Annotated in this window: 16 protein-coding genes, 2 tRNA genes and 1 pseudogene (1 of these 19 cut by a window edge); 12 read left to right on the forward strand and 7 right to left on the reverse strand. The window is 74.8% G+C overall.

Translation table 11 applies throughout. From position 1 onward, the window contains the following. The first annotated feature begins 117 nt into the window (after positions 1–117). The 7 genes from M4D82_RS17895 to M4D82_RS17925 all read left to right on the forward strand — a co-directional run bounded on the left by M4D82_RS17895 (position 118) and on the right by M4D82_RS17925 (position 5,319). Positions 118–190, forward strand: a tRNA-Lys gene (locus M4D82_RS17895). A 319-nt stretch (positions 191–509) separates the two neighbouring features. Then, positions 510–989: a PP2C family protein-serine/threonine phosphatase gene (locus M4D82_RS17900; RefSeq protein ID WP_249767004.1), complete on the forward strand. Its 480-nt coding sequence runs from the start codon at positions 510–512 to the stop codon at positions 987–989. A 197-nt stretch (positions 990–1,186) separates the two neighbouring features. Further along, positions 1,187–1,462, forward strand: a complete 276-nt coding sequence (locus M4D82_RS17905; protein WP_249767005.1) for an isoamylase early set domain-containing protein — start codon at positions 1,187–1,189, stop codon at positions 1,460–1,462. A gap of 47 nt (positions 1,463–1,509) precedes the next feature. Further along, positions 1,510–2,304: a VOC family protein gene (locus M4D82_RS17910; protein WP_249767006.1), complete on the forward strand. Its 795-nt coding sequence runs from the start codon at positions 1,510–1,512 to the stop codon at positions 2,302–2,304. Between the two features lie 252 nt (positions 2,305–2,556). Then, positions 2,557–2,630, forward strand: a tRNA-Met gene (locus M4D82_RS17915). 178 nt (positions 2,631–2,808) lie between these two features. Further along, positions 2,809–3,969, forward strand: a complete 1,161-nt coding sequence (locus M4D82_RS17920) for a PP2C family protein-serine/threonine phosphatase (protein ID WP_249771916.1) — start codon at positions 2,809–2,811, stop codon at positions 3,967–3,969. A 300-nt stretch (positions 3,970–4,269) separates the two neighbouring features. Further along, positions 4,270–5,319 (forward strand): M23 family metallopeptidase, encoded by a 1,050-nt coding sequence (locus M4D82_RS17925; protein ID WP_249767007.1) that lies wholly within the window; start codon positions 4,270–4,272, stop codon positions 5,317–5,319. 11 nt (positions 5,320–5,330) lie between these two features. On the opposite strand, the gene M4D82_RS17930 is transcribed toward M4D82_RS17925, so the two are convergent. The 4 genes from M4D82_RS17930 to M4D82_RS17945 all read right to left on the reverse strand — a co-directional run bounded on the left by M4D82_RS17930 (position 5,331) and on the right by M4D82_RS17945 (position 10,530). Beyond that, on the reverse strand, positions 5,331–6,632 hold the full coding sequence (locus tag M4D82_RS17930) for a PrsW family intramembrane metalloprotease (RefSeq protein ID WP_249767008.1): 1,302 nt from the start codon (positions 6,630–6,632) through the stop codon (positions 5,331–5,333). A gap of 44 nt (positions 6,633–6,676) precedes the next feature. Next, a complete protein-coding gene (gene trmB, locus M4D82_RS17935; RefSeq protein WP_502988953.1) occupies positions 6,677–7,525 on the reverse strand; it encodes a tRNA (guanosine(46)-N7)-methyltransferase TrmB in 849 nt (282 codons plus the stop codon). Positions 7,526–7,586: 61 nt separating this feature from the next. Further along, positions 7,587–8,807: an L-2-hydroxyglutarate dehydrogenase gene (lhgD, locus tag M4D82_RS17940; protein WP_249767009.1), complete on the reverse strand. Its 1,221-nt coding sequence runs from the start codon at positions 8,805–8,807 to the stop codon at positions 7,587–7,589. A 19-nt stretch (positions 8,808–8,826) separates the two neighbouring features. Further along, positions 8,827–10,530, reverse strand: a complete 1,704-nt coding sequence (locus M4D82_RS17945) for an NsdA family TPR-like regulatory protein (RefSeq protein ID WP_249767010.1) — start codon at positions 10,528–10,530, stop codon at positions 8,827–8,829. 644 nt (positions 10,531–11,174) lie between these two features. On the opposite strand from M4D82_RS17945, the gene M4D82_RS17950 reads away from it, so the two are divergent. From M4D82_RS17950 to M4D82_RS17970, 3 genes and pseudogenes are all read left to right on the forward strand, one after another. Then, positions 11,175–13,442: an asparagine synthase-related protein gene (locus M4D82_RS17950; RefSeq protein ID WP_249767011.1), complete on the forward strand. Its 2,268-nt coding sequence runs from the start codon at positions 11,175–11,177 to the stop codon at positions 13,440–13,442. A gap of 1,049 nt (positions 13,443–14,491) precedes the next feature. Beyond that, positions 14,492–14,782 (forward strand): annotated as a pseudogene (locus M4D82_RS17960) (BTAD domain-containing putative transcriptional regulator); the annotation flags it as partial. Positions 14,783–15,006: 224 nt separating this feature from the next. Then, positions 15,007–17,235 (forward strand): ATP-binding protein, encoded by a 2,229-nt coding sequence (locus M4D82_RS17970; RefSeq protein ID WP_349637117.1) that lies wholly within the window; start codon positions 15,007–15,009, stop codon positions 17,233–17,235. A gap of 137 nt (positions 17,236–17,372) precedes the next feature. Here M4D82_RS17970 and M4D82_RS17975 read toward each other — a convergent pair whose 3' ends face one another. Both M4D82_RS17975 and M4D82_RS17980 read right to left on the reverse strand, forming a co-directional pair. Further along, positions 17,373–19,373, reverse strand: a complete 2,001-nt coding sequence (locus tag M4D82_RS17975; protein WP_249767014.1) for a sigma-70 family RNA polymerase sigma factor — start codon at positions 19,371–19,373, stop codon at positions 17,373–17,375. Between the two features lie 365 nt (positions 19,374–19,738). Then, positions 19,739–20,548, reverse strand: coding sequence for a TetR/AcrR family transcriptional regulator (locus M4D82_RS17980; protein ID WP_249767015.1), 810 nt, complete (start codon positions 20,546–20,548; stop codon positions 19,739–19,741). Positions 20,549–20,888: 340 nt separating this feature from the next. Between M4D82_RS17980 and M4D82_RS17985 the strand changes: the two genes are divergently transcribed. After that, positions 20,889–22,307: an NAD(P)/FAD-dependent oxidoreductase gene (locus M4D82_RS17985; RefSeq protein ID WP_249767016.1), complete on the forward strand. Its 1,419-nt coding sequence runs from the start codon at positions 20,889–20,891 to the stop codon at positions 22,305–22,307. A 142-nt stretch (positions 22,308–22,449) separates the two neighbouring features. After that, the gene (locus tag M4D82_RS17990) at positions 22,450–24,180 is read left to right on the forward strand and encodes an ATP-binding SpoIIE family protein phosphatase (protein WP_249771920.1); all 1,731 of its coding nucleotides are present in this window, start codon (positions 22,450–22,452) and stop codon (positions 24,178–24,180) included. A 64-nt stretch (positions 24,181–24,244) separates the two neighbouring features. Here the strand turns inward: M4D82_RS17990 and M4D82_RS17995 are convergent, their stop codons facing one another. After that, positions 24,245–24,727 carry the final stretch of an MFS transporter gene (locus M4D82_RS17995; protein WP_249767017.1) on the reverse strand. Its footprint extends 807 nt past the window's final position, so only the last 483 of its 1,290 coding nucleotides appear in the window; its start codon lies off the right edge, out of view; its stop codon occupies positions 24,245–24,247.

Genomic DNA, 24,727 nt, shown 5'->3' on the forward strand with positions numbered 1-24,727 from the left:
TTCCGGCCCTTTTCACCCCGTGCCCCACCCGTGGCGGGAAACCGCCGGGGCCACACCCGGCGATACCCGATCGGCCAAGAGCCCCTCTCCGGCTATGCTCTGGGGTGAGCACGTGGAGGGCCATTAGCTCAATTGGCAGAGCAGCGGACTTTTAATCCGTTGGTTGTCGGTTCGAGTCCGACATGGCCTACCGCTGCCAGGGCAGGGGTACCCCCTCTGACCTGGCACTGAGCGCCCCACCCGGTTTCGGCCAGGTGGGGCGCTCAGTCGTTCCCGGCTCCCTGCGTGAGCGATGCGAGAGCGATGCGTGAGCGGACGCTCCGTCATGACCGGTCGGGACGCGGAGGAACGGGCACGAGGCCCCGGGCCCGCCGCCGCCTCGGCCGCAGCCGGATCGATCTCCTCCGCTAACCGCATCGGGGCGGAAAGAGTGCCACTCTGGAGTTACAGGCGGACGGCGGTAGGCGCGACCACGTGGTCTCCACTCTGTTCCCCTGGGTGGACAGGCGGTGACGGACCTGGATGACGCCGACTTCGGGCGCCTGACGCGCACGCTGCTCAGCGATGCCCCGTACCGTCGGCCCGGACGGTCTTCCGTCCCTGATCCGCGCGGCAGCGCGCTCACCTGGCTGCCCGACCGCCTGCTCACGGCCGTCTTCGCCGACCTCGACCTGGTGTCGGGCATCTTCACCTGGGTGAACTGCGGGCACCCGGCACCGCTGATCATCCGCCACCGGCACGTCGTACCCGGCGGGATGCGGCGGCCCGCACAGCTCCCCCTGGGTCTGCGCCCCCACCACGACCCACGGATGCCCAGCGTCATCCACCGGGCACAGCTGGAGCCCGGCGACCGCATCCTCATCCGCACGGACGGCGTCACCGAGGCCCGCTCCATCGCGGGCGAGCTGTTCGGCGAGGAACGCCTGATCGACACCGTCGTCCGCGCCACAGCCGCCGGAGAAGCGGCACCCAAGCCCTGCGCCGCCTGATCCGCGACATCCTCGACCACCAATAGGGCCGCCTCACCGACGACGCGGCGAGCCTCCTGGCGGAATGGCACCCCACCTCACCGGTTCCGATCCCTTGGGAGGTGTCCGGCGTGGGCCGGGCCCTTCGCCGCCGAGGTGCGCGGTCGCGGTCCCGGCGTGAGGATGTGAGCGACCCTGCATGCCGACAGGAGGCTCCCGTGCTCGAACGCAAGCACCGCAAGGACCGTGCCGAGATCACCTTCGTGCTCCCGGCGGACACCCCGCCAGGACCGGTCAGCGTCGTCGGTGATTTCAACGGCTGGCGGCCCGGCGCCCATGAACTGCGGGAGCAGAAGGACGGCAGGCGCGCCGTCACCGTGGCGCTCCCCCGGGAGCGCACCCACACCTTCCGCTACCTGGCGGCGGGTGACTACTGGTTCAACGACGAGAGCGCCGACGGGCAGGACGGCCCGAACAGCCGCCTCCACACCTGACCGGTACCGGTGCCGGTACCGGTCTTCGCAAGCACGGAGCGTGAGTGATGGGGATTTCCACGAGGGAGGTCTTCGGCGCACCGTGCTGGGTCAGCCTGATGGCTCGCGACCTGCACGTGGCGCAAGGGTTCTACGGTGCGGTCCTCGGCTGGGACTTCCGGCCCGGCCGCCTGGGTGAGGCGTTCACGGTCGCCGAGGTCGACGGGCGGCCGGTGGCCGGCATCGGGGCGCTCGCCGGGGATTTCGCGGTGCCGGTGGCGTGGACGGCGTACTTCGCCGTCGACGATGCCGACGTGGCGGTCGCCCGGCTCCTGGAACGCTGCGGCACGGTCGCGGTCGGCCCCGTCTCCTTCGCCTCGGGCGGACGCGGAGCCCTGGTCGCCGACCGGGACGGCGCCGCCTTCGGGATCTGGGAAGGCCCGATCGCGGCCGACTGGCGGGTGGGCTCCGGGCACGCGCCGGCCTGGCTGGAGCTACGGACCAGGGACGCCTTCGAAGCGGCGATCTTCTACGGTGAAGTGCTGGAGTGGGCCACCGGCCGCCCCGGATGCTGCGAGGTCTCCTACGAGCACGACCGCGTCGTGCTGAGACAGGCCGGCGAGCCCGTGGCCCGCCTCGACAGCGGCCCCGTCGAAGCGGCCGTCCACACGCCCCCCGCACGGCCGCGCTGGCAGGTCCACTTCCGCGTCCCCGACCTCGACAAGGCCATCGAGACCGCCGAAGCCCTCGGCGGAACCGCGGTGTCGGCCGTCCTGTCGAACACCACCGAGCGCTGGGTGACCCTCCGCGACGCCGAGGAAGCCCTGATCACTCTCACCTCCGAACGCCCGCCGGCCGGCTGATCCGCACTCGGCCGGCGTCTCCCTCGGCGACCTCGCCCAGGACCGCGACCCCTCCTCGGCCCTGGCCGACATCAGCGGCGCCGCACCCAACACCTGACGCGCGAAGCCGGCCCCCACCCCTCAACCACCCCTCCCGGCAGCTCGTAAGTCGGTTTGCAGGGCTGTGACCTGCGGTTATAGGGGTTTGGGGGGTGGTGGGGGCGTTAATTGGCGATGGGGGTCCCCCGGATGACGTAGAGTTGGGTTTACCGACGCGGGGTGGAGCAGCTCGGTAGCTCGCTGGGCTCATAACCCAGAGGTCGCAGGTTCAAATCCTGTCCCCGCTACTGAAGACGAAGGCCCGGTTCCTTTCATGGAACCGGGCCTTCGTCGTATCCGTTCGTTCCGGTGCGGGGCGGGCGTGCCGTCACTCGATCGGATTGGTCGGGTCGCCGTACGAGGGTGCGTGCCGCCAGCCTGGAGGGGGCGAGGCGGGACCGGCGGCAGGAGAGCAGCGTGGTGGGGCTGGGTCGGCAGGGACACGACGCACGCACCACCGCCGGTGGCGCGGCCCGGCGGGTGGTCCGAGCCCTGCCGCTGACGCTGATCGTCCTCGGGCTGATCTTCGACCTGAACACGCCGCCCCGCTTCACCGGCTCCCCGTTCTTCTCGGCCGCGCCGCTCGTCGCCGCGCCCCTCTTCTCCCTCCGGGCGACCGCCCTGACGGGTCTGGCCGCCTCGGCGGCCGTGGTGGCCCTGCACGCCCACATCGGCACCAGCCGGCAGGCGGAGGCGCTGACCGAGCTGGTGACCGTCCTGACCGTGTCGGGGCTGGCCCTGCTGATCAACCGGGTCGTGCGGCGCAGCGGTGAGCGGCTCGCCTCCGCGCGCGAGATCGCCGAGGCCGCCCAACGGGCCGTGCTGCCGACGCCGATGGAGCGGATCGCCGGGCTGCACGTCTCCGCCCGCTACGAGGCCGCCAGGGCCGACGCCTTCATCGGCGGGGACTTCTACGCCGTCCAGGACACCCCGTACGGCGTCCGGCTCGCGGTGGGGGACGTGCGGGGCAAGGGGCTGGGGGCCGTGGAGGCCGTCGCGGTGGTGCTGGGGGCGTTCCGGGAGGCGGCGGACGGCGAGGCGACCTTGGAGGGGCTCGCGCGTCGCCTGGAGCGGGCGCTGGCCCGGGAGAGCGCCCGGCGGGACGGGCTGGACGCGGTGGAGGGGTTCACGACGTGCGTGCTCGGTGAGGTTCCGCCAGGGGCGCGGTCGCTGCGGGTGGTCAACCGGGGGCATCCGGAGCCGTTGTTGCTGTACGCGGACGGCGGGCTGGAGGTGTTGGCCCCGGCCGAGCCGGCGCTGCCGCTGGGCCTGGGGGAATTGTCGGCGGGCCTGTCGGACCGCGTCGAGGAGTGGGCGTTCCCGGCGGGCAGCACGCTGCTGCTGTTCACGGACGGTCTGACGGAGGCACGGGACACCGTAGGGGCCTTCTACGATCCGGCGGCCCGGCTGCGCGGGCGGGTGTTCCCGGGGCCGGACGGGCTGCTCGACGCGCTCACCACCGACGTGCGCAGACACACGGGCGGCGGCGCGACCGACGACATGGCGCTGCTGGCGCTGGGGCGGCCGGGGGAGAGGCAGCCGGAGCGGCGGCGCACCGTCGCGGTGGTGCGGCGGGACGAGACCTGAGATCACGTCACGGTACGTGGTGCGCGCAGTGCGCTGAGCGAGGGTCTTGACGAATCGTCATCAGACGCGTGTGGCTGAAGTGAGACGGGATTCGGCCGTCTTTTGGGAGCGTTGGTGGGGCGATGTCGCGGATGTCCCGGCCAAAACTGTGCGGTGCGTGGCCGATTGGCGTTAACGATCAGTCGCAACAGCTTGGAATCACTCCCCCACGTCTATTACCTTTCGATAACGCAGCGCGGTCGTCCCAGCCGTCGCAAGAGACGGCACCGTGCGCGATCCCCCCATGAGGAGTGTGCCCCGGTGGCCTCCAACTCGCCTGCCCCTGAAGGCATCGACGTCCAGGAGACGCCCACCGCGGGAGCCTGGGGCGAGTGGAACCCCACCGAGGACTCCGCGCGTCCCCCGCGCGGTAAGCACCGCGTCATGAAGGCGCGCGGCGGACTCGCCCGCAGCTCCACCGTGCTGGGCGTCGGCGTGATCGCGGCGGTGGGCGCCGGTGGCATCGCGACCGCGCAGGACCGGCCCCAGGTCGCCATATCCGTGCCCTCGCTGCCCGACCTGCTCGGCGGCGGGAACGAGGCGCGGTCCGATGACGCCGGGACGGGCGCTCAGCGGACCGCCGAGATCCCCCGCCAGGCCGACGGGCAGGACCGGGGGCAGGCCGACGCCGGCGAGGCGCTGCGCAACCGCATCCTCCTCCAGGCCGAGTCCCAGCAGGACGCCGCCGAGTCCCAGGCCCGCGCCGAGGCCGAGCGGGCCGCGCGTGAGGCCGCCGCGCAGGAGGCCCGCAGCCAGAAGGAAGCCGCCGACAAGGAGGCCGAGGAGGCCCGCGCGACCGCCGAGAAGGCGGCTGCCGACAAGGCCGCCGCGGACGAGGCCGCCGCCGCGCAGGCGGCTGCGGCGAAGCCGGCCGCGCCGTCCGGCGGGGGCTCGACGGGGAGCGGGAAGTCGTCGGGCGGCTACGTCCTGCCGACCTCCTCGTACACCCTCACCTCGTACTACGGGGCCGCCGGCTCGATGTGGTCCTCCGGCTACCACACGGGCCTCGACTTCGCGGCCCCGACGGGGACCCCCGTCAAGGCCGTCGGCAGCGGAAAGGTCATCTCGGCGGGCTGGTCCGGCGCGTACGGCTACCGCATCGTCCTCCAGCTCGACGACGGCACCGAGGTCTGGTACTGCCACCTGTCCTCGATGTCGGTGACCTCCGGGGCGGTGGGCGCGGGCGAGACCATCGGCCGGGTCGGCGCGACGGGCAACGTCACCGGCGCCCACCTGCACCTTGAGGTCCGCAAGGGCGGCTCCACGATCGACCCCCTGGGGTGGCTGAACTCCAAGGGCCTCAGCGTCTAGCCGGACACCCCCTAAGCCGGTTCGGGAGCGGTCAGGTCGGCGAGGCCCGGCCGTCTCGGGGCGGGCAGGAGCGGCGCCGGGACGCGTACGGGGCCCCGGACCGCGGGTGGCGGCTGTGGGTAGGGGCGTCGGGGCAGCAGTTCCTCCAGGACCGCCGCGCGGGCCAGTACGGGGCCGGCCGTCGCCTGACGCCGCCAGAGCGCGTTCAGCAACTCCCGCTCCCGCTCGACGAAGTCGGCCTCCCGGCCCGGACCCGCGTGCCGGGCGTGCCGGCGCAGCAGGGCCAGGGCCGTGGCGTCCGCCGCGTAGCGGGACACCGCACGGGCGGCGGGGCGGCCGCCGGTGCGGCGGGCCAGAGCCCGCGCCAGCGAGCGCGCCGGCACCGAAGCCAGAGCCGGTACCTCCGCCGGACGGAGCCAACCCGCGCGCGCGTACACCGCCAGCTCGGCGGCGACGGCGCGCAGGCGCTGACGCCGGATGCGCACGGCGAGCCACAGCAGCAGCCCGAACGCCGGGACCATCACGCAGCCGTAGACCACGTAGAACCCGTACTCCCCGAAATGGGACGAGCCGTTCCACAGCGCGTGCGCGCCCATGGCCAGGCCCAGGCCCAGCAGGGGCAGGCCGGCCCGGCGCGCACGGCCGGCGGCGAGCGCGGCGGCGCCGAAGCCGAGGCCGGTCAGCACGGTGAAGAGCGGGTGCGCGAACGGCGACATCACGGCCCGCACGAAGAACGTCGCCGCCGTCAGCGAGTCCAGTACCCCGGTGCCGTTGGCGCGGTCCTCGTCGAAGGCGGTGCCCAGGTAGAGGATGTTCTCGGTGAAGGCGAAGCCGGTCGCCGTGAACCCGGCGAGCACGAAGCCGTCGGCGGGGCCGGTGAACTGTCGTCTTCGGAAGACGAAGACCAGCAGCAGGGCGGCGGCCTTGGCGGTCTCCTCCACGACGGGCGCGATCGCCACCGAGCCGAGCTGATCGGCGTCGGAGGGGTCGGCGGTGGCCGCGGCGATCCACTCCGTGGCGAAGCTGTTGGCCAGTATCGCGATCAACGCGGCGGTGCACGCCCCCCACCCGAAGCAGAGCAGCAGCCGGCGCCAGGGACCGGGCGCGGCCCGGCCGAGCCACCGGAAGGCCGCCATCAAGGGCGGCACCGGCAACAGGGCCAGGCCGAGACCGACGAAGAAACCGGCGGTGCCGGTCTCCTGGCGGACGAGTTCGAGGATCGCGATCCCCGTCGCGGTGAGCAGGATGACCAGCACGCACGTACGGGCCCTGCCCGACGGGCGTGCGAGCACACCACGGAGCGCTCGGTACACATGATGACCCTACCGAGCGGGTCTGACACGGGGAGTGACGTTCCTCAGTCCGTAGCGGACTCGGGGGAAGGCTCGGCCTTGCGTGCGAAGAGGAGGTCGTGGACGACGTGCCCCTTGTCCAGGCCCTGGCCCTCGAAGCGGGTCAGGGGCCGGAAGTCGGGGCGGGGCGCGTAGCCGCCGTCCGCCACGGTGTTCTCGAACGCCGGGTGCGCCGTGAGGACTTCGAGCATCTGCTCGGCGTAGTCCTCCCAGTCGGTCGCGCAGTGCAGGATCGCGCCCGGCGCCAGCCGGGTCGCGGCCAGGTCGAGGAACTCGGGCTGGATCAGCCGCCGCTTGTGGTGGCGGGCCTTGGGCCACGGGTCCGGGAAGTACACGCGCATGCCGGCGAGGGAGGCGGGCGGGAGCATCTCGCGGAGCAGGATGATCGCGTCGCCGTTCGCCACACGGATGTTGGTGAGGCCGTTGCGCTCCGCGAGGGCGAGGAGGTTGCCCTGGCCGGGGGTGTGCACGTCGGCGGCGAGGATGCCGATCGTGGGGTCGGCGGCGGCCATCTGCGCGGTGGCCTCGCCCATGCCGAAGCCGATCTCCAGGACCACGGGCAGGCCGTCGAAGAGCTTCTTCAGGTCGATGACCTCGTGGCCGTCGATGTCGAGGCCCCAGGTGCCCCAGAGCCGCTTCAGCGCCTCGCCCTGGCCGGTGGTCACACGGCTGCGCCGCGGCTGGAAGCTGCGGATGCGGCGCTCGTGGTGCGACCCGGCGGGGTCGGGCGCGGGGCCGTCGGGGAAGCGGGGCTCGGTGCGCCACTTGGGGGGCACGTAGGCGGTCGCCTCCGGCGCGGTGGCCTCCGGCGGGGTGGCGGGGAGGCTGGGCTGGGGGTTCAGGGGCTCAGACACAATGCGGAGATTCTACGACGGGGGGTGCGGGGGCGCCGCTGCGCGAAGCCACTGTCGGGGGTCAGGCGGTGGTGAGGTGGTGGAGGGTGCGGGTGGCGATCTCCTGGCCGATCGGGAGGGACGCGGTGGCTGCCGGGGAGGGGGCGTTGAGGACGTGGACCGTGCGCGGGGCCTCCCGGATGAGGAAGTCGTCCACCAGGGTGCCGTCCCGCAGGACCGCCTGCGCGCGCACGCCGGCCTTGGCGGGCGTCAGGTCCGCCTCCGTGACGGCCGGCAGCAGGCGGCGTACCGCCTCGGTGAAGGCCCGCTTCGACAGCGAGCGGTGGATCTCTCCGGCCCCGTACCGCCAGTGGCGGCCGGCCATCCGCCAGGAGCCCGGCCAGGTCAGCTCGTCGGCGAGGTCGCGGGGGCGGATCGTGCCCCAGCCGTAGCCCTCGCGGGCCAGCGCGGGCACCGCGTTCGGGCCGACGTGGACGCCGCCGCCGATGCCCCGCGTGAGGTGGACGCCCAGGAAGGGGAACGCCGGGTCCGGCACCGGGTAGACCAGGCCCCGGACCAGCTCCGGGCGGGCCAGGTCGTGGTACTCACCCCGGAACGGGATGATCCGCATGCCCGGGTCGTCCCCGGCCAGGCGGGCGATCCGGTCGCACTGCAGGCCCGCGCAGTTCACCAGTACCCGCGCCCGGACGACCAGTCCGGAGGTGGTGCGGACCGCGACGGCGGACGGGCGGCGGGAGATCAGGTCGACCTCCGCGCCGTAGAGCACCTCCGCGCCCGAGGACTCCGCCAACTGCGCGGCCACCCGCCCGTAGTCGACGATGCCGGTGGTGGCGACGTGGATCGCGGCGAGGCCGCGGATCTCCGGCTCGTACTCCGCGATCTGCGCCGGACCCAGCTCGCGCACCGGAATGCCGTTCTCCCGGCCGCGCTGGACGAGGGAGTGCAGACGCGGCAGCTCCGACCGCTCGGTGGCCACGATCAGCTTGCCGGTCACCTCGTGCGGGATGTCGTGCTCCGCGCAGAACTTGACCATCTCGGCGGCCCCGCGCACCGCGAAGCGGGCCTTCAGCGAGCCCGGACGGTAGTAGATCCCGCTGTGGATGACCCCGCTGTTGCGGCCCGTCTGGTGACGGGCCGGGCCCGGCTCCTTCTCCAGGACGGTCACCCGGGTCCCCGGAGCCAGCCGCGACAGGGCATGCGCCGTCGACAGGCCGACGATCCCGCCCCCGATCACCAGCACGTCGCAGTCCACGCTGACACCTCCCACCCCTGCATACTGCACCCCGCCACCGACAGCGAGGCTACGCGGGGGCCACCAGCAGCGGCCGGGCCCGCTCGCGCAGCTCCGCGACGCGCGGTTCGTCCCCGTACGGTTCGAGCCGGTGCAGCAGGTCCCGTACGTACTCGTTCGTGCGCGCCGAGGAGATGCGGCCCGCGACCTCCACGGCCCGGGTGCCGGCCGCGCACGCCGCGTCGAGGTTGCCCGACTCCAGCTCGGCGACCGCGCTGACGACCAGCCGCAGTCCGTGGGAGCGTACGTACTCCTCCGTGGGGCGGGAGAGGGCCTGCTCGGTGAACCGGCGGACCTGACGCGGGAGTTTCAGGTCCCGGTAGCATTCCGCCGCATCCGCCGCGAAACGGTCGTACGAGTAGAAACCGAGCCAGCTCGGATCCGCGTCCCCCTCCCGGGAGCGTTCCAGCCAGCCCTCGGCCGCCCGCAGCGCCGCGCCGGCGGCGACCGAGTCGCCCGCCTTGGCGTGGGCGCGGGCTTCGACGAGGCGGAAGAAGCTCATGGTGCGGGCGGTGGCGAGGCCCCGGTTGCGCTCGACGGCGGCCTGGGCGAGATCCACGCCCTCGTCGGGGAAGTCGCGGTAGGTGGCCTGGAGGGACATGGAGGCCAGGACGTACCCGCCGAGCGGTACGTCGGCGGCCGCGCGGGCCAGGCGCAGGGCCTGGATGTAGTACCGCTGGGCCGCCTCCTGCTGGCCGGTGTCGAAGGCCATCCAGCCGGCGAGCCGGGTCAGTTCGGCGGTGGCCCCGAACAGCGCGCGCCCCACCTCGTCCGTGTAGGAGCCGAGCAGCAGCGGCGCCGCGTCCACCCGCAGGCACTCGGGCACCATCGACGAACGCCAGTCCCCGCCGCCGTACTTGGAGTCCCAGCGGCGCGCGTCCTCGGCCGCCTCGCGCAGCTTCGTCACGTCGCTGTGGCCCACGCGCTGCGGGGAGGCGTCCGACGACAGGCTCGTGAGCGCCGCGGGCGCCGGAGCGGGGGAGGGGGAGGGGGCGTGCGCGGGCGGGGGCTGCCCGGTTTCGGGTCCGGGCTGGGCGGGCACAAGGCCCTGAGCGGGGACAACGGCGGACTGCCGCGGCGGGGCGGACTGCCGCGACGACACGGCGCGGGACGGTGCGGCGCCGCGCCCGACGGCGGCCGTCGACGCGGAGGCCGGGCGGGCGGCGGCCTGCTGCGGCTGCTCCGGCGCGGATGCGGATGCGTGCGGCTGAGCGTGCCGCTGCTGCGGCGCCCCCGCGGGCTCGCGCGCCACCGAGCTGTCGGCGGGAGATATCAGCCAGCGCGACGCGGGCGTCGCGTACGCCGACACCGAGAAGGAACCGGCGAGCGACTGCCAGATCCCGCCACCCCCACGACGCCCCGCGAGGTCCAACCGGTACAGGTCCGTCGCCGAACGCACCGCCGCCCCGACGTCGCGCGGGAAGGCCAGACCCACCTCCGGCGCGGGGTCGGCGTCCGCCAACCCGATCTCGTGCAGCGGCACCGGCCGCCCCAGCTTCGCCCCGATGGCGGCGGCGATCAGGTGCGGGGCCGCGCCCTGCGGCACCATCCCCTTCGACACCCACCGGGCGACCGAGGTCTTGTCATACCGCAGCGTCAGCCCGCGCTGCGCGCCGAGGTCGTTCACCCGCCTGGCCAGGCCGGCGTTGCTGATGCCGGCGAGGGCGAGGACGGCGCCGAGCTTCTCGTTGGGCTCGCGGAGCTCCCTGGACATGCGCCACCCCTCGTCACACGCGGAACGCAGACGCCGCCGGGGCATAGGCGCCCGGCATTTCGTAAACCCAGCGTAGTTCCCCGCCTCCCAAGCGTTAAGGCCTCGACTTCCGTATGGCGGGATTGTTGTCCGTATGTACGGGCAAGCGGGGGCCCGTACCCGGGGCGCACCTCCCGCCGCGTGCTCCGGCCGTGTGGCCGTGCGCCCGGCCGTGCGCTCTGGCCGCTCCCGGGGCCCGGCGATTCGATGTGCGGTGCGTGGGTCGGCCCTCCGAGTGGATCCGGTGGGCCGGGGGATGCCGCTGCCTCAATCCCCGCGGGTGGCGGAACGGTCCGGGGGGTGGAAACCGCCTCCCGGACCGCGCGCCGCGCACTGACCTGAACGAGCGGCCGGGCGCGGGGTCGGGCCGCCGAAAAATGGCTGAAATCGGCCTATGGGGCGGTGGGAACGGAACGCCAAATACCGCATGGCCGGGGCGTGTTCGTTTACATGTGCGCCCCCCGAAGCCACTCTCGCACGCCCGTCTCGTGGCAGCATGGGACCCGAGCCACTCGGGGCCCCGCCGGCCGCGCCCTTCGCGCTGACCGTCACGTCCGTGCCGTCCGTTGCCCCGGTCATGTGCCCACGGGCTGGGGGAGGCGGCGGTGCGCTGGTTGGTCGGGTGGAGCAGTATCGCCGCGAACTTCGGCACGGCCGGACGCGTATCCGGGGGCCCCGCGGCGCACGGCGCGGGCGTATCGGGCCCGACCGGCCACGGCCCGTCCGGTTACGGCGCCTCCGGTTACGGCCCGTCCGGTTACGGCCCGTCCGGTTACGGCCCCTACGCCGACCCCCCGCGCGGCGGCCTCGCCGACGCCGCCCACCCCGACGATCCGGCCGCCCCGGACGCGGAACGCACCGTCCACCCCGTCGGCGCGCAACTCCTGTGGGGCGACCCCGACCCCCTCTGGGCCGTCGGCGACTGGCGCCCCGACGAGATCCGCACCGTCACCGCCGACCCCGCGGACCCCTTCACCCGCCTCGCCGTCCTCGGCTGCTGCGGCGCCACCGACGCCGAACTGCGCCGCGCCCTGTACGCCGCGCGCGGCGGCGCCCTGCGCCACCTCACCGAGTGGTCCGGCAGCTACACGGCCGTCGTCCAGGCCGGCCGCCGCATCACCGTCCTCGGCGACCTCGCGGGCGCCCGCCCCGTCTTCTACACCCCCTGGGCGGGCGGCACCGCGTACGCCACCGCCGCCCTCCCCCTCGCCGACCTCATCGAGGCGCAGCTCGACATCGGCCACCTCGCCGCCCTGCTGGCCTGCCCCGACAGCCCCGAAGCCCTCGGCGACGGCACCCCGTACGTCGGAGTCCGGCGCATCCCGCCCGGCCACACCCTGATCCTGCGCGAGGGCTCCCGCGAGATCACCGGCTACGAGCCCGTCGCCTCCCTCGCCGTCGCCGCCCCCGAGGCCGACCCCGAGGGGGCGGTCGAGGGCGTACGGGAAGCGTTGGTCGACGCGGTGCGCGCCCGGCTCACGGCTCCCCGGCATGCCCCCGAGACCCTCGCCCCCGACCCCGGACCCGTGCCCGGAATGGGCCCCGCCGACCGGCGCGCCGCCCGGGGCGCCCCCGCGCCCGGCGTCGGCGCCGACCTGTCGGGCGGCAGCGCCTCCGCGACGCTCGCCCTGCTCGCCGCAGGCCTGCCCGGCGCCCCCGGCACCCTGCCCGGCAGCGGCTCCCGCCTCCTCGCCGTCACCTTCAACGACCTCGCCACCCCCCAGGGCCGCGAACCCGAACTCGAACGCGCCCACGCCATCGCCGCCGACCCCCGCCTGCACCACGTCGTCGTGGCCGCCGCCGCCGAGGCCCTCCCCTACGCCGAACTCGACGGCCCCCTCACCGACGAACCCGGCCCCTCCCTCGTCTCCGCCGCCCGCGAACGCCGCCGCCTCGCCGCCGGCTCCGCCGACCACTTCACCGGCCACGGAGCCCGCCAGGTCCTCGACGCCCACCCCGCCCGCATGGCCGACCTGCTCCTCGACCGCAGACGCCGCCACCTGCTGCGCCCCGTCGCCGCCCTCGCCCGCTCCGCGCCCGAGGGGCCCCTCCTCGTCCCCTTCTCCGTCTACTCCGCCGCCCGCCGCCTCGCCCGTACGCCGTACCGCGCGGGCATCGAGGCCGCCGCGGCCCGCCTGCGCGAAGGCGGCGTGGGCGCCGGCGTCGGCGCCGGACCCACCGGGCCGGTCGACGCCTCGCTCGCCGCCCTGACGTGGTCCCGGCCCGGACCCGCGGCGCGCTGGCTCACCGGCGAAGCCCTCGCGGAAGTATCGATCCGTCTCGCCGCCGCCGCGGGCCGCCCACCGCTGTCCCTGCGCCCCGGCGAGGCCCGCGCCCGCGCGGTGCTGGCCCGCCACGCGGCCGACCACCGGGTCTTCGAGCAGGCCGTCGAGGTCCGCAGCCAGCGCCTGCACGCCCCGTTCCTCGACAACCAGGTCGTACGGGCCGCCCGCGCCCTGCCCGAGTCCCTACGGGTGCAACCCGGGGCCCGCGCCGCGATCCTGCGCGGCGTCCTCGCCTCCGCCGGGGTACGGGAACTGCCGCCCGGCTGGGGCGCCACCACCCACACCCCGAACGAGACCGCCACCCGGCTCGGGCTGCGCGCCGCCCTGCCCGAGCTGCTCGCCCTCTTCCACGCCCCGCTGCTCGCCGACGCCGGACTCATCGACACCCGGGCCGTCCGCCAGGCCCTGACCGACGCCGCCGAAGGCCTGCCCGTCCCCCTCGACGGCCTCGCGGAACTCGTCTCGATGGAACTGTGGCTCCGCCGCCTCCTCTCCCGCCGAGGCACCTGCTGGACGGGCACCACCACCCCCCGCCGCCGCGCCTTCCCCCACCCCCCGTCCCACCTCCCCCGCCTGACGGCCCGCTGATCCACCCGCCCCCGCCGCCGCCTGAGGGGGCTACGCCCGTGGCGGGCCGCCCCACCCCACCCCCTTCCCCCCGCCGCCTGACGCGCGCGAAGCCCCCGTGGCGGGCGGCCCCACCCCTTCCCCGCCTCGCCGCGGCTCGCGGCGCGGGCCCCGCCGCCCGCTCCGGCGCCCGCCCGCCCCACCCTTTCCCGCCGCCGCCTGAGGCGCGCGACTCCCGTGGCAGGCCGCCCCACCCTTCCCCGCTCGTGGCGGAGGCCCGCTGCCGCTCCAGCGCCCGCCCCACCCCTTCCCCGCCGCCTGACCCGCGCGAAGCCCCGTGGCGGGCGGCCCCACCCTTCCCCGCCTCGCCGCGGCTCGCGGCGCGGGCCCCGCCGCCCGCTCCGGCGCCCGCCCGCCCCACCCTTTCCCCCCGCCGCCGAGGCGCGGCGCTCCGCCCGTGGGGGGCCGCCGCACCCCACCCCTTCCCCGCCTCACCGCCGCTCGCGGCGCGGGGCCCCACCCACCCCACCCCTCCAGCCCCGCCGGCGTTTGAGGCGCGGGGGTCCGGGGACGAGCCTCCGGGGAACGGTGAAAGGGCGGGGCGGGGAGAAGCCCCGCGCAGCGGCCCCACCCCAAAACCCCGCGCACCCCACCCCCGCCACAAGGCAAACTGACCCGGTGCGGTACCTCATCCTCGGCGTCACCGAGGCACGTGACGAGACCGGCGCCCCCCTCCCCCTAGGCGGCGCCCGCCTGCGCGCGCTCCTCACCGCCCTCGCCCTCCGCGCCGGCGCCCCCGCCGCCGCCCCCGTCGCCGCCCTGGTCGACGAGGTCTGGGGCGACGACCCGCCCCAGGACGCCCCCGCCGCCCTCCAGGCCCTCGTCTCCCGCCTGCGCCGCACCCTCGGCTCCCGCGAGGCCGTCACCGCCGACCCCACCGGCGGCTACCGCCTCGCCGCCGCCCGCGACGACGTCGACCTCCACCGCTTCACCCGCCTGGCCGCCCACGGCGCCCGACTGCTCCCCACCGACCCCGCCACCGCCGCCGGCGCCTCCGCGAGGCCCTCGCCCTGTGGCGCGGCCCCGCCCTCGCCGACCTCCCCGAACCCGCCCGCACCGCCTACGCCTCCGCCCCCGAGGCACGCCGCGCCGCCGCCCTGCGCGACCGCATCGAGGCCGACCTGCGCAGCCTCGGGAGCCCCGCCGCCCCCGCCCCGGCCGGACTCCTCCCGGAGATCGAGGCACTGATCCACGAGAACCCGTACGACGAACCCCTCCGCGCCCAGCAGCTGCGCGCGCTCCGTGCGGCGGGACGCCCCGCCGACGCCCTCGCCGCCTACGAGCGCACCCGCGCCCTCCTCGCCGACACCCTCGGCACCGACCCCGGCCCGGAACTGCGCGCCCTGCACGCGGAACTCCTCCAGCCCGCGCCCGCGCCCGCCGCCGCGCCCGCGCCCCGCCGGAACCCGCCCCCCACCTCCACCCCCCACACCCTCGCGGCAACCTCCGCCCCCGCCTCACCTCCTTCGTCGGCCGCGAGCCCGAACTCGCCGCCCTCGCCGGCGACCTCACCCACCTCCGCCTCATCACCCTCACCGGCCCCGGCGGCTCCGGAAAGACCCGCCTCGCCGAGCACGCGGCCGCCGATCAGCCCGAGTCCGGCTGGCTGGTCGAGCTGGCCCGCCTCGACCACCCCGCCGCCGTCCCGGGCGCCGTCCTCAGCGCGCTCGGCCTGCGCGAGAACACCCTCGTCGCCCGCGAGAAGACCCCGGCCGAGGACCCGACCACCCTCCTCGTCGAGTACTGCGCGCACCGCCGCCTGCTGCTCGTCCTGGACAACTGCGAGCACGTCATCGGCGCCGCCGCCGAGCTCGCCGAACGCCTCCTCACCCACTGCCCCGGCGTGCGGATCCTGGCCACCAGCCGCGAACCCCTGGGCGTTCCCGGGGAGTTCCTGCGCCCCGTCGAACCCCTGCCACCCGCCCCCGCGCACCGCCTCTTCGCCGACCGGGCCGCCGCCGCCCGTCCCGGGTTCACCATCGCCGAGGACCCGTCGGCCGTCGCCGAGATCTGCGCCCGCCTCGACGGGCTGCCGCTGGCCATCGAGCTGGCCGCCGCCCGCCTGCGCCTCCTCACCCCGCGCCAGATCGCCGACCGCCTCGACGACCGCTTCCGGCTCCTGACCGGCGGCGCCCGCACCCTCCTGCCCCGCCAACAGACGCTGCGCGCGGTCGTGGACTGGTCCTGGGACCTCCTCGACACCCCCGAACGCGCCGTCCTCACCCGCCTGTCCGTCTTCGCCGGCGGCTGCGATCTACCGGCCGCCGAGGCCGTCTGCGCCGACCCGTCGTACGAGGTCGCGGACGTCCTCGGCTCCCTCGTGGACAAGTCCCTCGTCGTCGCCGAGCCCGGCCCCGACGGCATGCGCTACCGGATGCTGGAGACCATCCACGAGTACGCCGCCGAGCGCCTCGCCGCGTACGCCGCCACCGACCCGGCCGCCGCCCGCACCGCCCGCCGGCGCCACCGCGCGCACTACCTCGCCCTCGCCGAGGAGGCGGAGCCGAAACTCCGCTCCGCCGAACAGCTCCCGTGGATCCGCCGCGTCGAGACCGAACTCGACAACCTCCGCTCGGCCCTCCACTCCACCACCGACGAGAGCGACCCCGACCCCGAGACCGCCCGGCGCCTGGCCCTCGCCCTCGGCTGGTTCTGGTGGCTGCGCAACTACCGCGAGGAGGGCGCCGAGTGGACCGCCCGCGCGCTCGCCCTCACCCCGCCCGACCCGCCGGAGGGTTCGACCGCGTACTGGGCCTTCGTACGCCTCCAGGTCCTGCGCATGTTCCTGTCCTCCGAGAGCCGCTCCTTCGAGGAGTTCCGGACCCCCGAGCACATCGCCCTCGCCGACCGGATCAAGGAAACCTTTCGCCACGGCTCCCCGGAGACCACCCGCTTCCCCGGCATGCTCTGGCCCACGACCTCCTTCCTCACCGGCGACACCAGCGACTTCCACGCGAACCTCGACATCTCCGTGGAGAACTGCCGCCGCCACGCCGGCGACTGGGAACTCGGCATCACCCTCATGCTCCGCACCCACGTCGCCATCGACCTCACCGGCGGCCTGCCCACCATCGACGCCGACCTCGCCGAGCTGCACGAGATCGCCCACCGCACCGGCGACCGCTGGACGCGCGCCCAGGTCGCCAGCGCCGCCGGCGAGGCAGCCCTCTCCCGCGGCCGCCACGCCGACGCCCGCGCCGAGTACGAGGAATGCCTGCGCCTGGCCCACGAGGTCGGGGCCCACACCGAGGCCCCCTTCGCCATCGCCCGCATCGCGGAGACGTACTACTGCGAGGGCGACTACGAGGAGGCCGCGCGGCTCCTGGAGAAGGCCGACGCCGAGTGCGAGCTGTACGGCGGGGTGTACGACGCCCGCTCCTTCATCTACCTGCTGCGCTCCCTGCTCGCCCTGGGGCGCGGTGACGTCGAGGCGGCCCGAGGCGACTGCACCCGGGCCCGCGGTGAGGCCGACCGCGTCACTCCGCCCCCGCAGTTCGACGCCGCACTGGAGGTCGTACAGGCCCTCCTCGCCGCCCACGACCACGGCCCCGAGGCCGGACTCGCCACCATCGCCCCCGCCTTCGCGACGGCCGTCACCGCCCGCTGCGCCGAGCGCGTCCTCGCCGGGATGGCCGAGACGGCGGCGCTGCTGCTGGCCGACGCGGGCCGCGCGGCCGAGAGCGTACGGGCCCTCGCGGCCGCCGGCGCCTGGCGCGGCGACGACCCCGGTCGGTGCCGGAGCGGGTCGTCGTGAAGGACCTCCCGGCCCGCACCTCGCCGTCCTCGGCCCGGCCGCGCACGAACGCGCCCACCGGGCCGGGCAGCGCCTCGCACCGGCCGACGTCGCCGCCGAACTCGCGGTCGCCGCCGGGCTCGGCGCCGCCGCCGGGCTCAGCGGCAGCTGATCACCGCGTCCGCCCAGCTCGCCAGCGTCGGCAGGTGCCCCTGCCCGACCTGCTCCACCACCAGCCGTACGCTTTTCCGTCCGGTCAGCGGCACCGCCACGGCCGCGGGCAGGTCCCCGTACCCGAGCGCCTCGGAGCGCCACAGCCGCTGCCCGTCCGCGTAGACGGAGAAGCGGAGCCGGCCGTCGGTCAGCAGCGACAGCCCGTCCACACCGGCCCGCGCCGAGAAGCTCGCGCACTGCCGGTTGAGGGTGATCTCCACCGAGGAACGGGAGTGGACGGTGATCCCCTGCGCGAACCGCCGCCCCCCGACCTCCAACCCCCACCGCTGCCACACCCAGCTGCTGCGCCACGTCTCCACCTCGGGACCGGTGTGCGAGCCCAACGGCGCGTGCCCGAGCGACGCCAGCCGGAACCCCTCCGCCGGCGCGGGCGAAGGCGGCGGCGACGGCTTCGCCCGCGACGGGGTGGGCGAAGGCGGCCGCTTCGACGGGCTCACCGAGGCGGCCGGACGCGACGCCGGCGGCGCGGAGGGCTTCGCGCTCGGCTTCACGCTCGGCTTGGCGCTCGGCTTCGCCGGTACGGGTCCGGGCGCCGCCGGTGCCGGATCGCCGGGCGGCAGCGTCGCGGGCGGGGTGGAGGCGGGCTTCTTCGGGGTCAGGGGCGCCACCGCGCTCGGGGCGGGCAGGGCGCGCTCCGGCGGCTCGGACTCGTCCCCGGCCAGGGCGAACACCACCCCGGCAGCGGCGGCCACCGCTATTCCGGCGGCGATGGCGGCCTTGGCCGGCAGCCCCAGCCCCTCGGAAACAGCGGCCCCACCGGCCCCGCCGGCCCCTCCGGCAGCCCCACCGGCCCCTCCGGCACTCCCCGCCCCCGCTGCCCCAGCCGCACCACCGGCAGCGGCCGCACCCCCCGCACCCGCAGCCCCACCGACACCGGCCGTACCCCCCGCACCCAGCACCCCGCCCCCCGACGCGGCGGCGGCAGCACCACCCGCCCCGGCGGCGGCGACCCCACCGGCCACCACCCCGGCCGCCTTGGCGGCGTACCCGGCGGCGAACCACCCGATGACCGCGACCGGCAGCAGGGCGGGAATCCCGGCGTTGACGTCCTTGAGCTCCCCGGCGGCCAGGCGGCACTGCGCGCACTCCTCCAGGTGCTTGCGCAGCCCCCGCTCCGCCCGCATCCGCAAGCCACCCCGCGCGTACGCCCCGAGTCGGTCCGCGTACCGCGCGCAGTCGCCGCCCGCGCTCAGCGCGGAACTCACGTGCGCCTGGAGGTACGCCTGCTTGAGGCCCTCCCGCGCCCGACTGGCCAGTACCGCCGTCGCGTTGGCGCTCAGCCCGAACAGCGGGGCGATCGCACTCGGCGAAGCCTCCTCGACCGTGGTGTGCCACAGCACGGCCTGCCACCGTTCGGGCAGGCTCCGGAAGGCCTGCAGGGCGAGCGACTGCTCCGCCTCGTGCATCGCCCGTACGTCGGCGCCCAGTTCCAGCGTGTCGTCGCCCGACAACGCGCCCTCCGCGCCCATGGCGGCCTGCTCGGCGAAGACCGCGAAGTCCTCGACCAACTGCTCGCGCCTGGCGGTCTTCGCCCACGCGGCGGCCACCCGGCGCACGGTGGTCAACAGGTAGGCCCGCACCGAGTGGTCGGGTCCCGCGCCGCCCCGTACCGCCTGGAGGGTACGGGCGAACACCTCGGCGGTCAGGTCGTCGGCGGTGTGCCCGTCGCGACAGCAGGTGCGCGCGTAACGGCGTACGGCGTCGGCGTGCCGACGGAACAGTTCCTCGTACGCGCCGTCGTCACCGCCGCGCATCCGGGCGATCAAGTCGGCGTCGGACGGCGGCAGATCGGCGCCCGAGGAACCGGGAGCCGCATGCCGGCCGCCCCCTTCGCGCTGCGCCGGAACCTGCCGGGCGGGCAAAGTGCCCTCCCCCACGTCGCCTCCGGCGCCCCCGGGAGCCCCGTCCTGCCCGTCAACGCTCATCGCGGCAGCCCCCGCACGACACACTCGAACCGGTACACCGATCCAGCGTGTCACACGGCACCGGCCCCCCGGTCCCGTCCGCGGAGCATCCACCCGTCCGGGCGCGCTCCCGCCCCCTGACCAGGTCGCCGACCGGTGCCTCACCCCTACGGGCGACTCCCCGCGACGGTCCCCCCGTTGACGCGCACCGGCACCCCGGCGCCCCACATCGGGCAGCGACCACAGCGAACACAGCGACCACGGCGCACACACCGAACCCGGTGCACACACACCGAACAGGAAGGAAGAAAGAAGCGCCCCGCGCGGAACCCCCCGCGCGAAGCGCCCCTCACCTCACTCGCGGGCACCTCACCCACGAGCCTCCGTCAGGCCGTACGCGAACGCAGGCCCTCCAGCAGGATGTCGAGCAGCCGGGCCGAAGCAGCGGCCTGCTGCTGCGGGTCCGGCAGCGCCGGCGCGGCGGTGGCGATCACCAGCAGCACATCGGCCACCGTGACGTCGGTCCGCAGCTCCCCGGCCTCCCGGGCCCGGTCCACGAGCCGGCCGACGACCTCCAGCAGCGCACCCGCCCCGGCGTCCTCCGACGGCTCGTCCTCGACGGAGCTCCGCGAACCCACGACGCGCAGCTCCGGTGTCGAGCCGGCGACGGCCCCCTTCACCGCACCGTTCGCCGCACCACCCGCGACGGCCTGCCGCTGCTGCGGAACCCGCGCGGCGGTCTCCTCCGCGTCCTCGGCCGCCGCCCCGACCCGCAGCACCTGCGGCGGCAGCAGCCGCCCGGCACCGGAGGCGACGGAGGTGCGCAGGAAGCGCGACAGCGCCTGCCACGGCTCCTCCTCCTGCCCCAGGGCGGACTGGGCCTGCTCGGTCAGTCGGGCGGTCTCTTCCTCGGCTATGCGCCGGACCAGGACGTCCTTGCTCGGGAACCGCCGGTAGACGGTGCCGACACCCACCCGCGCGCGCCGCGCCACGTCCTCCATCGGAGCCCCGTAGCCGAGCTCGCCGAAGACCTCGCGGGCCGCCCGCAGGACGTGCTCCAGGTTGCGCTGCGCGTCGACGCGCAGGGGCGTGGACCGACCCACACCGTGGGTGGTGGCGCCCGTCATCACGCGCCCGCCGCTCTCCGCGGTCGTGGACAGAGCGGTGGCAGAGCCATGGAAATCGGAAATGTGCATATGTATCCCCCGGTAATCATTTTGTCTCCCCCCGGAGACACTCCCCGCCTTCACGTCGAGGGGGCCACGGTCGTGAGGCCCTGGTCCTACTCTCGACGAGATACGAACATAGTTGAGCCAGAGTCAATTCAGAAGAGGCAGCCCCGGACGGAGCACCGCCCGATCGGAGCATTCACCCCCACTTTTCCGCCGCAAGCCTCCGGAATCACCCCCTCCGCACGCTCTGACCTGCGGACCTTCCCCCAGATTCGACCCCCCCGACCACCCCGTCACGCGGCCCCCTCCGGTCACACAATTTGTCGGGGCTGTGGACAAACTCCCGGCCAGGAGGCGTCATGGGATGGTGAAGGCTGCTAACTCCCGAGGCGACGCCCCCGGTACCCCGCCCCGCACGCGCATCCTCGTCGTCGGCGGCGGTTACGTCGGCATGTACACGGCCCTACGGCTCCAGCGAAAGCTGAGATCCGGCGAAGCCGAGGTCACGGTGGTCACCCCCGAGCCGTACATGACGTACCAGCCCTTCCTCCCCGAAGCCGCGGCCGGCTCGATCTCCCCCCGCCACGTCGTGGTCCCCCTGCGCCGCGTCTTCGACCGCTGCCGCATCGTCATCGGCGAGGCCAAGCGCATCGACCACGCCAAACGGACCGCGACCGTCACCACCCTCGCCACCGCCGAGGAGGGCACCGGCGACATCGAGATCGCCTACGACGAACTCGTCCTCGCCCCCGGCTCCGTCTCCCGCACCCTCCCCGTGCCGGGACTCGCCGACTACGGCATCGGCTTCAAGACGGTCGAAGAGGCCATCGGCCTGCGCAACCACGTCATCGAACAGATGGACATCGCCTCCTCCACCCGCGACCCCGCCATCCGCGACGCCGCCCTCACCTTCGTCTTCGTCGGCGGCGGCTACGCCGGCGTCGAGGCACTCGGCGAACTGGAGGACATGGCCCGCTACGCCGCCCGGTACTACCACAACATCAAGGCCGAGGACCTGAAATGGGTGCTCGTCGAGGCCAGCGACCGGATCCTCCCCGAAGTCGGCCCCGAAATGGGCACCTACACGGTCCGCGAACTCCGCCGCCGCAACATCGACGTCCGCCTCGAAACCCGCCTCGAATCCTGCGAGAACCGCGTCGCCGTCCTCAGCGACGGCTCCCGCTTCCCCACCCGCACCGTCGTCTGGACCGCCGGCGTCAAACCCCACCCCGTCATCGCCGCCTCCGACCTTCCCCGCAACGAACACGGCCGCCTCGTCTGCACCTCCTTCCTCACCGTCGAAGGCGTCGAACACGCCTGGGCCGCCGGCGACGCCGCCGCCGTTCCCGACATCACCGCCCCAGAAGCCGGCCGCCTGTGCGCACCCAACGCCCAACACGCCGTGCGCCAGGCCAAACAACTCGCCGACAACCTCATCGCCGCCCTGCACGACGAAGTCCTCACCGAGTACGCCCACAAATACGCGGGCTCCGTCGCCTCCCTCGGCCTCCACAAGGGCGTCGCCCACCTCTACGGACGCAAGGTCAAGGGCTACCCGGCCTGGTTCCTGCACCGCGCCTACCACCTCAGCCGCGTCCCCACGTTCAACCGCAAAATGCGCGTCCTGGCCGAATGGACCCTCTCGGGGCTGTTCAAACGCGAGATCGTCTCCCTAGGCTCCCTCGAACACCCCAGGGCAGAATTCGAACTCGCCGCCGGCGCCGGCCCCCGACACCCCGAACCCCGGCCCGCGCCCACCCCCCCGGAGGACGGACAGAGCTGACGTCGACAGTGCGCTCGGCCCCACCGGACGTGTGACCATAGGTGGGCTCACCCCTGCACACAGTGACATTTACGAGTGACATTCAACGAGTGACATTCACCGAGCGACACCGCCCCCTGCGACACCACGAGGCTTGAACGCAGTGAACTTCACGCGCTGGAGCGCCCGGTTTCCCGGAACGCAGCGCCGCGCCGCCGCCCGGAACGAACACGCCGCCGCCCAGGCCAAACGGGGCGAAGGCTCCGTCCCGGCGGCCCGCGGCGAGGCCGGCCACTCCGTCACGCCCCCCGATGGCAGCCCCGCCGAAGCCACCGTCAGCGGCACCGGCACCGCGCCCCTGCCCGCCGTACCCGCCCTCGACGAGCTGTCCGCACGCGAGGTCCTCGGCCTGCTCCCGGCCCTCGTCGCCCTCGTCCACGGCCCCGAACACCGCGTCGCCTACGTCAACGACGCCTACACCGCCGGCTTCGGCCCCCGCACCACCGGCGTCCCCGCGCACCTCGCCCTCCCCGAACTCGGCGAGCTCGGCCTGCTCCCGCTCCTCGACCAGGTCCAGCGCAGCGGCAAGCCCCGTACCGCCAAGAACCGCACCGCCCCCGGCGGCGGCAGCTCGTACACCGTCACCTGTACCCCCGTCGACTTCCCCAAGGCCGCCGCCGACGACGAACCGGACTCCCACCACACCGGGATCCTCGTCCACCTCGCCGACGTCACCGACCACGCCGAAGCCGTCGACCGCCTGCGCGCGAGCGAACGCCGCCAACGCGAAGCCGCCGTCACCCTCCAGCGCTCCCTCCTGCCCCAGGAACTGGAACAGCCCGACGACCTGCGCGTCGCCGCCACCTACCAGCCCGGCGGCACCGAAGCCGCCGTCGGCGGCGACTGGTACGACGTCATCACCCTCGGCGCCGGCCGCACCGCCCTCGTCATCGGCGACGTCATGGGCCGCGGCGTCCGCGCCGCCGCCGTCATGGGCCAGCTCCGCACCGCCGTCCGCGCCTACGCCCGCCTCGACCTGCCTCCGCACGAGGTACTCCAGCTCCTCGACGGCCTCGCCGCCGAGATCGACGCCAGCCAGATCGCCACCTGCGTCTACGCCGTCCACGACCCCAACGAAGGCCTGCTCGCCTACGCCTCCGCCGGCCACCTGCCCATCCTGGTCCGCGACGAGGACGGCACCGTACGCCGCGCCGCCGACCCCACCGGCCCGCCGCTCGGCACCGGCGGCTGGCTCCACACCTCGGGCACCATCCCCCTCGGCCCCGGCTCCACCGCCGTCCTCTACACCGACGGCCTCGTCGAACGCCGCGGCGAGGACATCGACGAAGGCGTCGCCACCCTCGCCCGCGCCCTCGCCGGCGCCCAGGGCACCCCCGCCGTCGTCTGCGACCGCCTCATGCGCGCCCTCGGCGTCGACGCCGACCACGACGACGACGTCGCCGTCATGGTCCTCCAGCAACCCGTCCGCACCGGCGCCGACGCCGAGCTGTTCCACAACGCCGCCCTCGAACTCCTCGGCGGCATCGAGGCCGCTCCGCGTGCCCGCGCCTTCGCCCAGGGCGTCCTGACCTCCTGGCGCTTCCCCGTCGAACTGTGCGACCTCGGCGTCCTGGCCGCGAGCGAGCTCGTCGCGAACTCCCTCCAGCACGGCACCCCACCCATGCGCCTGCGCCTGCGCCGCACCGACCGCCGCCTGATCATCGAGGTCACCGACGGCGACGACCACCTCCCGCGCCACCGCCGCGCCGAACCCGCCGACGAGACCGGCCGCGGCATCTCGATCATCGCCACCATCTCCTCGTCCTGGGGCTCCCGCCGCACCCCCGGCGGCGGCAAGGCCGTCTGGTGCGAATTCGCGCTACCGGACAAGTAGCGACCAAGGAGCGACACGCAAAAGGGCCCGGTCCGACGGACCGGGCCCCACACCATCCAATGCCTTACACGGCCACCCGCTCGTCGGCGGAGGCAGCGCTCTTGACGACCACCACCGGCTCGGCGGCGGCCCGCGCCAACGACGGGTTGTCCTGCACCGGGCTCAGCCGCCTGCCGAGCCGCAGCGCCAGCCCCGCGATGCCCAGCGACACCAGCACGAAGATCCCGATGTAGAGCATCGGAACACCCGCACCCAGCGGCACCCCGAGCGGCCCCAGCGCCAGCGCCATCTGCTTCACCAGGGCGAAGGCCGAGTTGTACTGCCCGACCGAACCCTCCGGCGCCAGATCCGCCACCAGCGGCGCCAGCGTCGGCGACAGCATCGCCTCACCGATACCGAACAGCGCGTACGTCGTGATGAACGCGGCGGCCGCCATCATCGCGCTGCCGTGCCCCAGCCCCGAGAACCCGGCGATCACCCATGCGACCGTCCAGATCAGCCCGACCAGGGCGATCACCCGCGACCGACGCCGCTTCTCGACCAGCTT

The sequence above is a fragment of the Streptomyces sp. RerS4 genome, from assembly GCF_023515955.1.
Classification (GTDB): Bacteria; Actinomycetota; Actinomycetes; order Streptomycetales; family Streptomycetaceae; genus Streptomyces.